At 61.6% G+C, this 13,688-nt stretch carries 10 protein-coding genes; 7 read left to right on the forward strand and 3 right to left on the reverse strand.

Annotation, left to right across the window (positions count from 1 at the left end; translation table 11 throughout):
* Window positions 1-57: 57 nt before the first annotated feature.
* Together OKA04_RS03555 and OKA04_RS03560 are read right to left on the reverse strand one after the other, a co-directional pair.
* The gene (locus OKA04_RS03555) at window positions 58-3,921 is read right to left on the reverse strand and encodes an NACHT domain-containing protein (RefSeq protein ID WP_264499751.1); all 3,864 of its coding nucleotides are present in this window, start codon (window positions 3,919-3,921) and stop codon (window positions 58-60) included.
* A gap of 112 nt (window positions 3,922-4,033) precedes the next feature.
* Window positions 4,034-5,443, reverse strand: a complete 1,410-nt coding sequence (locus tag OKA04_RS03560) for a PQQ-dependent sugar dehydrogenase (RefSeq protein ID WP_264499752.1) — start codon at window positions 5,441-5,443, stop codon at window positions 4,034-4,036.
* 110 nt (window positions 5,444-5,553) lie between these two features.
* Between OKA04_RS03560 and OKA04_RS03565 the strand changes: the two genes are divergently transcribed.
* From OKA04_RS03565 to OKA04_RS03595, 7 genes are all read left to right on the forward strand, one after another.
* Window positions 5,554-6,183, forward strand: coding sequence for a C40 family peptidase (locus OKA04_RS03565; protein WP_264499753.1), 630 nt, complete (start codon window positions 5,554-5,556; stop codon window positions 6,181-6,183).
* Between the two features lie 90 nt (window positions 6,184-6,273).
* Entirely contained in the window at window positions 6,274-7,473 is a 1,200-nt protein-coding gene (locus OKA04_RS03570; RefSeq protein WP_264499754.1) for a sugar isomerase, read from the forward strand.
* Between the two features lie 72 nt (window positions 7,474-7,545).
* Entirely contained in the window at window positions 7,546-7,959 is a 414-nt protein-coding gene (locus tag OKA04_RS03575; RefSeq protein ID WP_264499755.1) for a hypothetical protein, read from the forward strand.
* Window positions 7,956-9,461: a sugar ABC transporter ATP-binding protein gene (locus OKA04_RS03580; protein ID WP_264499756.1), complete on the forward strand. Its 1,506-nt coding sequence runs from the start codon at window positions 7,956-7,958 to the stop codon at window positions 9,459-9,461. Before OKA04_RS03575 ends, OKA04_RS03580 begins: the two co-directional genes overlap by 4 nt.
* Window positions 9,458-10,393 (forward strand): ABC transporter permease, encoded by a 936-nt coding sequence (locus OKA04_RS03585; RefSeq protein ID WP_264499757.1) that lies wholly within the window; start codon window positions 9,458-9,460, stop codon window positions 10,391-10,393. The genes OKA04_RS03580 and OKA04_RS03585 overlap by 4 nt, the downstream gene beginning before the upstream one ends.
* Window positions 10,390-11,406 carry an ABC transporter permease gene (locus OKA04_RS03590; protein WP_264499758.1) on the forward strand — a complete coding sequence of 339 codons (1,017 nt, stop codon included), beginning with the start codon at window positions 10,390-10,392 and terminating at the stop codon, window positions 11,404-11,406. Before OKA04_RS03585 ends, OKA04_RS03590 begins: the two co-directional genes overlap by 4 nt.
* Window positions 11,407-11,469: 63 nt before the next feature.
* Complete coding sequence (locus OKA04_RS03595; RefSeq protein ID WP_264499759.1) at window positions 11,470-12,468, forward strand: autoinducer 2 ABC transporter substrate-binding protein; 999 nt, start codon at window positions 11,470-11,472, stop codon at window positions 12,466-12,468.
* Window positions 12,469-12,611: 143 nt separating this feature from the next.
* On the opposite strand, the gene ahr is transcribed toward OKA04_RS03595, so the two are convergent.
* Complete coding sequence (ahr, locus tag OKA04_RS03600; protein ID WP_264499760.1) at window positions 12,612-13,622, reverse strand: NADPH-dependent aldehyde reductase Ahr; 1,011 nt, start codon at window positions 13,620-13,622, stop codon at window positions 12,612-12,614.
* Window positions 13,623-13,688 lie beyond the last annotated feature (66 nt).

Genomic DNA, 13,688 nt, shown 5'->3' on the forward strand with positions numbered 1-13,688 from the left:
AAGCCCTCATCCACCTGTCGATGTCGAGGCGCATGCTGGCGAGAATTACAGCATGAGTTATTTTTCAGACGGCTTCTCAGGAACCAAGCTCCAAGCTTCGACGAGAATGTCGGTTCGTAGACCGCGGCGTGGTTGGACCTCACGATTCACCACCACCCTGGACTGCTGGCCAATCCGATCTCGAAGCCAGCGGGCAATGTAATCTGAAACTGCCTCCTCATCCTTATGGCGGAAATTCGCCCTGCGAAGTCCTCCACTCTCCCATTGCCAGAGATCTTCCACCGCAGGCAGTGTTGTTCCCTTCAGATGGCGTTGAAGCGCATCCAATGATTCCAACACCAAGTTCATGAGATCTCCGCTGTCGCGGACGAAACGCATCCGATCATCAAGCAAGACCGCAGCAAGATTTGACAGTAGCGGCGGCTGCCACTCATTCCGACGGAAAGAGCTCAATGTCTGCTGGCAACGGCGGAGGAGCCATGTTGCCTGATCGGGCAGCGCTACGGCGAGACGCCTCAGTTGAGAGCATGCTGCCCTATTACTGCGTCCCGCGAGAGAATCCAATATCCCGCTCCGAAGGTGGGTAACAGCACGTCGGGGAGTGATCTCACCAGATCGCTCCGCGGGATCTTCCGAATGCGGAAACAATCGGCAAAGCAAAAGGTAAAAGTCGGCGATCTCATCCTCGGTTAGATTCTCAGTGACATTCTTGTTCCGCAATTCAACGCCATCTGCCACCGACAGAATGACCCGCTTGCCGAGTTCGGGCTGTGAACTGAGCACCTGATAGGCAGACCGCCATAGGGACCGAGAATTCGTTCCGATTCCCGCGATGATCAACTCCTCCACCATCGAGTGGTCAGGTCGCCGTGCCCGAAGCGCTCTGCTCAAGAGATATGCCGCCAGCTCCCCAGACAAAGTCTCGTCAAACTCCCTGAGCTCGTAAATCGCCATACTCACGGTCCGAGAATGCTTCAAGCCGATGAAGAGATTGATCAGCTCCTTGGCGAGTATTTCGTCGAAGCAATCTTGTGCCCTTCGAATTGCGAATGGGTGACCATCCCGTTCGCAAGCCCGTCGAACCTCCCGAATCCAGCCATTGATAGCGCGCACCGGATTGATCCTGTAAGCTAGAGCAAAGAGTTCCTTTGCATGTTCAGAAGATGAATCCCAAATCCCCAGAATTGCCTCGATCCACTTTGTCTCGACAGCCTTGCAGAGGGCATCGTCCGATTCAATATCGCCCCGAAGCATCCAAATCGCGACCACACCGGGATCGAAATAGTTTGTGCGACATCCCATTTCTTCCCAACCATCTGATCGCTCCATCAAAAACCTGCGCGCAGCAATACTCACAAATTCTTTCTCCTGATCGGAAATGATAGACCAACCCGGGTAGTTGACGATCTCGTGGTGTGAGAAACCGCGTGATCGACCAGTCTCGTCCAAAGAAAGGGCCCAGCACAGATTGATGAACGCCCATGACTCACCTCCAGATATCTTAGCAATAGCATTTTCTATTTCTAATTTTGGACGGACTTGAGGACGCCTGTTCTGAATCCGTTCGAACCTTCGCTCACGCCAAAGCCACCCAGCTTTTTCACTGCGGCGAGAAGGAGTATCAATTGAAACTTCTTCAATCCATTTCATCCGATCTTGAAGCTGAGGTGAGCAGCGATAAGCCGTGATGAACTCATCCCAGGAAGCTATTCTGACTTTCTCATCCCAAATCATTCGCTGGACAGCCTCCGCCCAACGGGGAGCCGCCTCTGCTCCCGAACTCAGCAAGTTATCCAATACCCAGCAAAAATCATCCTGCTTAATTAGCCTGTAAGTCTCCCAAGTGAGGTGGTCGATTCGATCATCTAGTTCTGGAGAGGGCGAATTTATGATTGCTGCAACCCATTTCAGCCTCGACTCGTCCTCCATCTTCGCGAAGTCGTCGTCGTCCTTAGCACCCGTCCTGAAGAATTCCCGAAAGTTACTCGCCTTGTCTGTCCAGAGCTTCACCAATTCCTCACAGATTGCTGGTTCGTCAATGCGCGACAGACCCCACAACAGAAAGGCCATGCAGAGCTTTCTCCGAAAACTGGTGGAAGAAAATCCGCCGCGCCACGCTTGGATCGCCCGAAGTCCCGGGAGAACATCATGATCCATTATGTGCTTGGGCAGTTCTTCCAAGGCTCGCCAATAGCTGCCGAAATGATTGGGGTCCTTCGTCTTTCCGATGAACCGCAGGACATCGGTGACCGAGAGGTGTGCGGGCACCAGCCTCTGAAGAGCATGGCCAAGGATGGATTGATCAGGATCACTTCCCACCTCTCCCCGAACCAAAGACTCTAGTTCAGCCAAGCGATCGTCCGGCATCGAACTACACAAGGCGTCGGCGACAGAACGTCGGAAATACTGGTCTCCTTCCTCTGATTCGAGGATTTTTAGAAGCGTTGGAACCATCTCTGAACGGCGGCATGCTTCTGCGATATCCACTGCGATTCTCCGTACCGTCGAATGGCCAAATGGAGCCGTCAGTATATTGATCAACTGACCGGGAAGTCCGGGATGATCCAGATCACTCCAGAAGCGCCAATACCCCGACTCATCGAAGAATTGGTTCCTGCCTGCCAAATCGAATATCCGCTCAACCAATTTCGCCTTCTGTTCCGGATCGGCGTAAGCCACTCCACTGCGAAGCAGCACGCCTAGATCGATCTCGACCAGATGTGCAAAGAAGCCGCTGTGGTCGCCAGCGACCCATGCGGCAAGCTCGACAAGTTGCGGAATCACATATTCGGCACCGTCCGCCGGATCTGTCGCGCAAAGTAAGTTTCGGAGCTGGGACAGCGGGAGCTTGGAAAGGGACTGAGCCGCCAGGCACTCCGCAAAGGTTTGATGGGTGAAGCCGAAGCAATCTCCCCCCAATGCAGTAAAAAGGCCCGTTGCTAGGGAATGGTCCACCGAGTTGTCTAGCAGCAACCCGCTGCGGATCAGATCTGCTGCGCCGCATATATTACCACTTGGCTCAGGTGAACGAGTCGACGGGTGCCAAATGGCATTCTTGCCACCGAGTAGGAGCCCGCAAGCCAGCTTGCCAGAAGCATCGAGTTTCTCATCGGTAGAGCAGAAGCGGCGCAGAAGGCGCGCGCGTTCGGGATTACTCTCTTCGCAAAGACGCCGACAACCGTTCTTGTAAAGTTGCCGTCGTGAGACGGTGTGGAATTCCTCGCCATGAAACTCAGCAAGGAGAAGAAACAGGGTGATCGGACGTGAAGCGAGCGAGGCGACATCTGCCCTGTGGACGGCTTCGATGAACTTGTCCCCATCGTGCCCCTTCTGCTCTGCCGCAAGGCGCGCATCCTCCCGGCGAAGAGGCTCAAGCTCGAAAATGAACCCGGTATTTTCCTCTCTCTTCCATAAAGACGCCAACTGATTACCCTCCGCTTCCGGCCATTCAAACGAACGGCAAGAGAGGATCAATCGCAGCCTGTCCGTGGGCTTTGACTCAAGAAAGGGCTTGAGCCTCGTCACGAAGGCCGGCATCAGGATCAACCCTTCATCCAAGCCGTCCAATAGGATGGTCAACCGATCTCCATCTGAAAGCCAATCTGGCCAAAAAGGATGCCCCTCGAGGTGACTCTGAAAGTCGGCAATCGACTCGAAATCGCGGGCTTTCAAAAAGATCAACCGGTCCTTCGGCCCGGAGGATGCCATGAGCCCATCACGCAGTAGCTCCAACTCCGTGGTTTTCCCTAAACCGGGCTCACCACAAAGAACCAAGAGCCCGGTCTCAGGCGCGATCTGTGAAATGGTTACCGCTTGGGGATGCAGATTCTTCCCAAACAAGCCGTGCGGATCTTCGAAAAACTGGCTCGACGTTCCATGGACTCGATCTTTCCTCGGCGACCAGAAGCGCGTCCATGGCAACAGGGCTCTCGAATGTGGGGAGGGGGGCATTGACTGGAGTGACGCTGCTCCATGTGTCAGCACAACTCCATACCGATTTGTCCCCCTCCCTGATATTCGCCGTAGATAGATATCACTCCGCCGGGATGAGGCGGATCACGCGGTCGGGGTCATTGAGGAGGACGTAGATGTAGCCGTCCGGGGCCTCGGTGACGTCGCGGACGCGGCCGATGTTCTTCAGGATGACTTCCTGCTCGGTCACCTTCTTGTCCACGATGCGGAGGCGGCGGATCTCCTGCTGGGCGAGGGCGCCGGCGAAGAGGTCGTTCTTCCACTTCGGGAACTTGTCGCCGCGGTAGAAGGAGAGGCCGCAGGCCGCGATGCTGGGCTGCCAGTAGATCACCGGCTGGTCCATGCCTTCCTCGTGCGTCTTCCCGCTGATGGGCGTGCCGTCGTAGTTCATCCCGTAGGTGATGACGGGCCAGCCATAGTTGTGGCCGGGCTGGATCAGGTTCAGCTCGTCACCGCCGCGCGGGCCGTGCTCGGTGCTGTAGATGGAGCCGTCGCGCGGGTCGATGTCCAGGCCCTGGGGATTACGGTGACCATACGACCACAGGCCTGGGACCGGGGTCTTGCCCTCGAATTTCGGGTTGTCCTCCGGGACCCGGCCGTCGTCGTGCAGGCGGTAGATCTTGCCCTTGGCATTCTCGACGTCCTGCGCCTCGTGCCAGCCGCCGCGCTCGCCGACGGGGAAGTAAATGTAGCCCTTGTCGAAGATGAGGCGCGTGCCGAAGTGGACGCCCACGCCGCTGTAGAATTTCTGGTCCGCCTTCCAGATCCATTCCTGGTCCGTCCACTGGCCGTCCTTGATCCGGCCGCGGACGTAGGCGGTGATGGTCTTCACCCCGCCGTCGCGGGTGCCATCGGCGAAGCCGAGGTAGATCCAGCCGTTCTTCTCATAGTCCGGGTGGACGGCCACTTCCATCAGGCCGCCCTGGCCGTGGTCGATGATGGTCGGGATGCCCTTCACCGGCTCCTCCACGAGCTTGCCATCCGCCCCGATGATGCGGAGGCGGCCCTGCTTCTCGGTCACCAGCTTGCGGCCGTCCGGCAGGAAGGCGATGGCCCACGGGGTGCGGAGGCCCTTCTCGACGACCATCTCGATCTTGTAGTCCTCGTGCTGGGTCTTCGTCACCTTGCCCAGCTCGGGTTTGGGGAATTCGATGCCGCGCTCCTTCGCCTGCTTCTCCTTTTCGCGGATGAAGATGACCAGCGAGCGGATCTGGCGGTCGTCCAGCACGGTCTTGAAGGGCGTCATGCCAAGCTGCTCGTTCCCCTCCTTGATGGACTTCATCAGCTCCTCGTCGCTGCTGCCGTGCTTCCACTCGCCATCGATGAGCGAGCCGCCCTGACCTCCGCTGAGGTCCTGCCCGTGGCAACCGGAGCAGAGCTGCTGGAAGACCTGGTCGGTCTTCATTTTCGAGAAGTCTTGGGCGGATAGCGGCGCGACGAGGGCGACGGCGAGGAGGTGGGCGCTTTTCATGTAACGTGGGAAACGCATACGAGAACGGTTTGGGATTTCAAATTCCCTCGGATTTTCGGCGCGAAAAACTCTCCGTTCGCCCCGGCCCGGGAGCGGTGTTAGGGTGAGGGGTGAAACTGTCCATTCTCCTCATGCTGGCCGCGCTGCCCGCAGCGGCGGCGGATGCCCCCTCACCGGCACGTCCCGGCAAGATCGCTGCGACGGAGCTGAAGGAATACGCGGCCCTGGAGGGCACGCGAAAGAAGATCGTGGACGAGGCACTGGAGCTGGCGGCGCGGGATACATGGCTGCGCTACCGCTTTGGCAGTGCGGAGCCGGAGAGCGGCGGGCTGGATTGCTCCGGGTCCGTTTATTTCGTGCTGCAACAGGCTGGCATCCAGCCACCTAGGTCGTCCGCCGCGCAATTCACCTGGGTGAAGGATCGCGGAGCGCTGAAGGAAGTGTCCTCCTCCATTACCTCCACCGAAGATGCGGCCCTGAAGGACATGAAGCCGGGCGACCTGATGTTCTGGTCCGGAACCTACGAGCCAAAGGACGGCCGCACGGTCCCGGTGTCCCACGTGCAGATTTTCCTCGGTCACGAGAAGGCGACCGGAAAGCCCGTGATGGTCGGCGCCAGCGATGGCCGCACCTACCGCGGCACGAAGCGCGAGGGCTACGGGGTCTTCGATTTCAAGCTGCCGAAGGCCGGATCGAAGGCGAAATTCCTCGGCTACGGGCTGCCTGCGACCACCAAATAGCCCCTGCGGGTGAAGACTTGGAAAATTCTTGCGGATTCATAAGAAACGTTACCTTATCGCGTTCGCGCCGCCGAACCCAAGTCTGCAGCCATGTCCAATCCCAAGGAATCCATCCATCGCGCCCTCGACTCTTTCCGCATCGAAACCCCGTCCTGGGGCTACTCCGACACCGGGACCCGATTCGGGAAATTCCACCAGCCCGCCGCGGCGATCGACCTTGATGACAAGCTCGCCGACGCCGCGCATGTCCATCGCCTGACCGGCTGCTGCCCGACCGTGGCGACGCACGTGCTGTGGGACTTCGCTCCGGGCACCGATCCCGCCGCGGTGGCCAGAAAGGCAGGGTCGCTGGGCATCGCCATCGGCTCGATCAATCCGAATCTCTTCCAAGACCAAGCCTACAAGCTCGGCTCGGTGGGCAGCCCCTTCGAAGCCGCCCGCGACCAGGCGCTCGCGCACATCATCGACTGCATCAAGCTCGGCCAGGTGACCGGCAGCAAGGCGGTATCGCTGTGGTTCGCCGATGGCACGAACTACCCCGGGCAGGACAATATCCGCGCGCGCAAGCACCGCTTCGAGTCCGCGCTGAAGGAGGCCCACGGCCATCTTTCGCAGGACCAGATCATGCTTGTGGAGTACAAGCCCTTCGAGCCCGCCTTCTACCAGACCGACCTCGCGGACTGGGGCATGTCCTTCCTTACCGCGAAGAAGGCCGGCCCGCAGGCAAAGGTGCTCGTCGATACCGGCCACCACTACCTTTCACAGAATATCGAGCAGATCGTCGCATGGCTGCTCGATGAGGACATGCTCGGCGGCTTCCACTTCAACGACCGCCGCTACGCCGACGACGACCTCACGCTCGGCTCGATCGATCCCTACCAGATCTTCCGCATCTTCCACGAGATCCACCTCTTCGCGTGGGAACGCGGCGGCGTGTATCCGGAGATCGAGTACATGATCGACCAGTCTCACAACCTGAAGCCGAAGATCGAAGCGATGATCCAGACGGTCTGCACGGCACAGGAGCTCTACGCGAAAGCCGCGCTGGTCGATCACGAGGCACTGCTCGCCGCCCAGGCAAAGGGCGACATCGTGGATGCCGAGCTCTGCTTGAAGAAGGCATTCAACACCGACGTCACGGAAGCGATCGCCGCCTGGCGCACCGCGAAGGGCCTCGCCGCCGACCCTCTCCTCGCCCACCGCGCCAGCGGCTACGCCGAGAAAGCCGGAGCCGAGCGCGCCAAGCGCAGGCAGGAGCTCGGGATCGCGACGGAGCACAGCTACGCGTGATGTGAATCGCGTATCGAAAGCTCTTCAATTTTGGCGTTCTATCGCGACGTTTTATAGTTAGAAAACGTCTTGGTGATCTCCAAGAAACTGATCGAGAATGCAGTCATTGTCATCTTCGCGCTTCCCATGCTCGGGATCGTTCTCGGAGGTATCTACTCAATTCCAGCGATGAAGGTGACCCGCGAAAAAGATCCGTGGCTTACCCTCCTACTGATCCTTGGATTGGGTTGCACCGCCCTTGGCATCGGATTTTCGACAAATACTCCCTTAGTATGGTCGGCAGCCCTATGGATCTTTGGAATTGTCCTGCTCCTTGTTTCAAGGCGGCTTCACGGTTCCTTGAGGCACCATCTGGAGAGATTCGGAGTCGTCCATTACCCGATTTTCTTAATCTCGCTGTTTCTTGGACCCCTCGCAGACAAGCTTCAAAGCCGAACACAGTGGGAAGCGATTCAAGAAGCTCCGAGAACTAGTTCATCGCCTTGAAACCCATCCTCCAACTCTCCGACATCCGCAAATCCTTCGGCGCCGTGCGCGCCTTGAAGGGCGTGTCGTTCGAGCTATTGCCGGGCGAGGTCCATGCGCTGCTCGGTGAGAACGGCGCGGGCAAGTCCACGCTGATCAAGGTCATCACCGGCGCACATGCCCCGGACGAGGGGACGCTGGTGGTGGACGGGGAGACCCTGCGCTCGCTGACGCCGTCGAAGGCTCGCGAGCTGGGCATCGCCTGCATCTATCAGCAGCCCGCGCTTTTCCCCGACCTCACCGTCGCGGAGAACATCGGCCTGCGGCTGAAGAAGAGATCCGCATTCGCCCGGGTGAACCATGCCGCGCAGCGGGAAAAGGCGGCCGAATTGCTCAAGCGCATCGGCGCGGAAATCTCGCCGGATGCCGAGGTGCGCTCGCTCTCGATGCCGGAGCAACAGCTCGTGGAGATCGCCTGTGCTCTCGGGTCCGGCGCGAAGATCGTCATCATGGACGAACCGACCGCATCGCTCACGCAGAAGGAGCAGCACCTGCTCTTCGCCGTCGTACGCGACCTGCGGAAGAGCGGTGTGGGCGTCGTCTATATCTCGCACCGCCTGGAGGAAATCTTCGCCCTCGCCGATCGCGTCACCGTCCTGCGCGATGGCGAGAGCGTCGGCACGAATCGCGTCGATGACCTCGACGAGGCCGCGATGATCAAGCTGATGGTCGGCCGCGAGGTCGCCGCACTCTACCCGCCCGCAGAGGGCGAGCCCGGCGAGGTCGTGCTTTCGCTGAAGAACGTCTCCTGCGCCGCCGGTGGCGTGCAGGGCGTGAATCTGGAAGTGCGCGCCGGGGAGATCGTTGGGATGGCGGGCCTCGTCGGCGCGGGCCGCACGGAGCTGGCGCGCGTGCTCTTCGGCATCACGCCCGCGGACTCCGGCGAGATCTCGTTGAATGGCGGGAAGCTCACGATTTCCAATCCACGCGAGGCAATCGCGCGTGGCATCGCCTACGTGCCCGAGGACCGCCGCCGCCATGGCGTGATCCTGGAGATGCCCATCGCGCACAATATCACGATGGCCGTGCATCCCGTGCTCTTCCCCGGCACGTGGCTGCGCTTCAAGGCGGAGACGACAATGGCGCAGGACTTCATCCGCGACCTCGGCATCAAGGCCTACGGACCCGAGGCTCCCGGTGGCAGCCTGAGCGGCGGGAACCAGCAAAAGGTCAGCGTCTCGCGCTGGCTGGCGACGAAGCCGAAGCTGCTCATCCTCGACGAGCCCACCCAGGGCGTGGACGTCGGGGCGAAGAGCGAGATCCACCGCATCATCCGCGGCCTCGCGAAAGACGGCCTGGCCGTGCTGATGATCTCCAGCGACCTGCCGGAAGTGCTCGGCATGAGCGACCGCATCGCCGTGATGCGCGAAGGTACGGTGACCGCCGTACTTCCCGGCGGCACGGGCGCGCCCGAGGTGATGGCGGCCGCGCTCGGCCAGAACCGCGGAAAGGAGGTCGCGTGAACGGCAAGCACTCCCGCGAGATCACCGTGGCCGGGGCGCTCGCCCTGCTGCTGCTGGCGCTGGGCATCCTCGCGCCGAATTTCTACGACCTGCAGCCGCTGCTTTCCCGCACCACCTCGCAGATGCCCGCGCTGGTCGCGGCCATCGGCATCACGCTGGTGATCATCACGCGGCAGATCGACATCTCCATCGGCGCGCAATTCAGCATGTGCGGCGTGGTGGCCGGCGTCGTTGCCGCGGCCGGGTTTCCCCTGCCCGTGGCCGTGCTCGCCGCCGTCGGCACCGGAGTCGTGATGGGGGCCTTCAATGGCGTGCTGATCGCCTGGCTCGGGCTGCCGAGCATCGTCGTGACGCTCGCCACGATGGTCACGTGGAATGAACTGCTGCGCCTCTGGCAACAGGGCCGCCTGATGACCCTGCCGGATGGCTTCCAGTGGTTCGGCCTCAGCCAGGCGACCGGCCAGGGCATCGTCATCGCCGTCGCCGTGGCGCTGCTCGTCTCCGCCGCGTGGACGATGAAGCACCTCGCCGCGGGCCGCCATGTCTATGCCGTCGGCACCGATGCCGAGGCCGCACGGCTCGCGGGCATCAATCCGAAGTGGACCACCTTTGGCGTCTTCGTCCTGATGGGCGCGCTGGCGGGCATCGCCTCCGTCCTGAATCTCGTGCAGTCGCCGCAGGTCCAGCCGAATGCCGGGGACGGCCTGGAGCTGAAGGTCATCGCCGCCGCGGTGGTCGGTGGCGTCGCGATCACCGGCGGCCGGGGAAACCTGTGGGGCGTGCTGCTCGGCCTGCTGCTGCTCGCCAATGTGAATCCGGCGCTCACCCACTTCCACCAGCCGCCCTACTGGGAGCGCGCGATCCAGGGTCTGGTGATCCTGCTCGCCGTGGTCGCCGACGGGATGAAACGCACGAAGAAAGCCACCGCATGACTTCCGCAAGATCATCCCTCAAGAGCCTCTTCGCGCGCCATGAGTTCGTGCTGCTCGCCGTCATCGTGCTGGAGGTAATCCTCTTCCAGCAGCTCGGGCGCAGGTTCCTCGACGGTGCGAATGTCTCGAATATCTTCCGCCACTCCGTGGAGATCGGCCTGCTCGCCCTGGCTATGACGCCGGTCATCCTCACCGGTGGCATCGATCTCTCCGTGGGCTCCATGATGGGCCTGTGCGCCGTGTGCTTCGGCATGCTGGTGAAGCAGGCGGAGATGTCGCCCCTGCTCGCGGGCGTGCTTTCCATCGGCATCGGGGCGCTCGGTGGCGGGCTGAATGCCTTCCTCATCGCGCGGATGAAATTGCCGCCGCTGATCGTCACGCTCGGCACCTTCTCGCTCTTCCGCGGGCTCGCCGAAGCCCTCACGGAAGGCTCGAAGTCCTACTCCGGCTTTTCGCCGTCCTTCCTCGCGCTGGGGAACTCGGACATCGCGGGCATCCCTGCCCAGCTCTGGATCTTCCTCGTGGTCGCCATCGGCATCTGGCTGCTGGTCCACCGCACCACTCTCGGGCGGTCCTTCCGCGCGATCGGCTACTCGCCGGAGGGCTCGCGCTACGCGGGCATCCCGGTGGAGCGGAATGTGAGCCTCGCCTACATCCTCGCCGGAGCCGTCGCCGGGCTGGCCGCGGTGATCTTGGTGTCCCGCCTCGGCGAGGCCCGGGCAAATGCCGGCATCGGCTACGAGCTGCTCGCCATCACCGCCGTGGTGCTCGGCGGCACCAGCATCTTCGGCGGCTCCGGCACCATCGCCGGGACGCTGCTCGGCTACCTGGCCATCGCCATCCTGAACAACGGCCTGAAGCGCATCACCGCGCACGAGATCTTCGACCGTCCGATTTCCAGCGTCTCGAATGAAATGTCCGGCATGCTCACCGGCGTGCTGCTGCTGGTGGCGCTGGCCGCCGTGCCGGTGCTGAAATCGATCGCGGCCCGGCGATCGCGTGCCGGGACATGAAAGCATCCCGCGGGATCCCGCGTTCTGTCGCGCCGCACCAACCCCTGAAAAACCCTCGAACCCATGAAACGCATCCTTTGCTCCCTCGCGCTCTGCGCCGTGCCCTTCCTGTCCGCCTGCAAGCCCTCCGGCGGAGCCGCCGGTGGCAAGGGCGACGGCCTCACCATCGCCTTCCTGCCGAAGAGCAAGGGCAACCAGTACTTCGTAACCTGTGAAAAAGGCGCCCGCGCCGCCGCCGACGAGCTGGGTGCCGAGTTCCTTTTCGACGGACCCACGAACTCCGATCCCGCGAAACAGAACGAGATCGTGGAAAACTGGATTTCGCTCGGCGTGGACGTGATCGCCGCCTCCAGCGAGAACAAGGACGGCCTCTCCACCGCGCTGCGCAAGGCCCAGGCCGCGGGCATCAAGGTCATCACCTACGATGCCGACGCGCAACCGGACGCGCGCACTTTCTTCGTGAACCAGGCCACCGAGAAAGGCATCGGCGAGGCGCTGCTCGACAACACCGCCTCGCTCATCGGCGGCGAGGGTGACTTCGCCATCATCACCGCGAATCTCACCGCCGCGAACCAGAACGGCTGGATCGACGCGATCAAGGCGCACCAGGCGGCGAAGTACCCGAATATGAAGCTGGTGGATATCAAGCCCTGCGACGACCTGAAGGACAAGGCCCAGCAGGAAACCACCAACCTCCTCAGCGCCCACCCGAATCTCAAGGCCGTGATCTCCGTCTGCTCGCCCGGCGTCCCCGGCGCGGCTGAGGCCGTGAAGCAGGCGGGCAAGACCGGCACCGTGAAGGTCGTCGGCCTCGGCCTGCCGAGCGAGAACCGCGCCTACGTGAAGGAAGGCGTCACCCAGGCCGTGATCCTCTGGAAGGTGGAAGACCTCGGCTACCTCACCATCCAGGCCGCCGCCGCTCTCGCCAAGGGCGAGCTGAAGCCCGGCGACACCGAATTCAAGGCAGGCAAGCTCGGCACGATGAAGATCGAGGGCGACAACATCCTCCTCGGCACGCCCTTCGCCTTCACGAAGGAGAACATCGACCAGTTCGACTTCTAACAGACCTGAGTTTTCTAAAGTCAAAAGCCGGCACTCCATGTGGGTGTCGGCTTTTTCTGTCAGATGATCTGACCCGCTCTTGGGACGGGTTCGCCAAGTCCGTCCAAGCGGGATGAATCCCGCGGTCCCGGTTTTTGACCGGCTCAATTTTCCAGCACGATGCGGTAGCGTGCCTTGCCTGCCTTGAGGTGTTCCAGCGCGTCATTCACATCGGCCATCGCGAAGCTCTCGGTCTGGGGCGCGATGCCGTGGCGGGCGCAGAAGTCGAGCATGTCCAGCACGGTGGCGGGCGAACCGAGCGGCGAGCCGGAGATGCGTTTCCGCCCGCCGATCAGCGAGAAGGCCTGCACCTCGATGGGCTCCAGCACGGCACCGACGAAGTGCAGGCGGCCATCGGGAGCGAGCAGGTTGATATACGCGCTCCAGTCGAGCGGGACATTCACGGTGGAGAGGATGAAGTCGAAGCTGCCCGCGGCGGAGGCCATCGCAGCGCTGTCGCGTGAATTCAGCACCGCATTCGCGCCGAGGGCCTTTGCCTCCTCCGACTTGGAGTCGCTGGAGGTGAAGGCGGTCACGTGGCAGCCCCACTTCGAGAGGAATTGCAGCGCGAGGTGGCCAAGCCCGCCGATGCCGATGACGCCCACGCGGTGGGTCGGCTTCACGCCGAAATCCGCGATGGGACCAAAGACTGTGATGCCCCCGCAGAAAAGCGGACCCGCCTTCTTCGGGTCGATACCGTCCGGCAGCTTCAGCGCCCAGCTCCAGTGGCAGCGCACGCGATCCGCGAAGCCGCCGTGGCGTCCGACGATCGTTTGCTCGGAGGTGGCGCACAGGTTGTGCCGTCCCGAGAGGCAGGGGCGGCAATGCATGCACGAGCCCGCAAACCAGCCGAGGCCGACGCGGTCGCCCACCTTCACGCCCTTCGCATGGTCACCGGCGGCTTCCACGATGCCGATCGCCTCGTGACCGGCGACGAGCGGATAGACGGAGTTCCCCCATTCATTATCGATCATCGAGATATCCGAGTGACAGAGCCCGCAGCTCTCGACGCGGATCTGGACCTGCTCCGGACCCAGCGGGCCGGGAGAGTATTCGAAAGGCTGGAGTCTCGCCCCGCGATCCGCGGAAGCCCACGCATGAAAGGTATCGGCCATGATTTCACATGGCAGTTTGCACCGGATTCGCAAGCCGCCAGTGACAGTCACGCTAACAAAACGGCC

The organism is Luteolibacter flavescens, assembly GCF_025950085.1.
GTDB classification, from domain to species: domain Bacteria; phylum Verrucomicrobiota; class Verrucomicrobiia; order Verrucomicrobiales; family Akkermansiaceae; genus Haloferula; species Haloferula flavescens.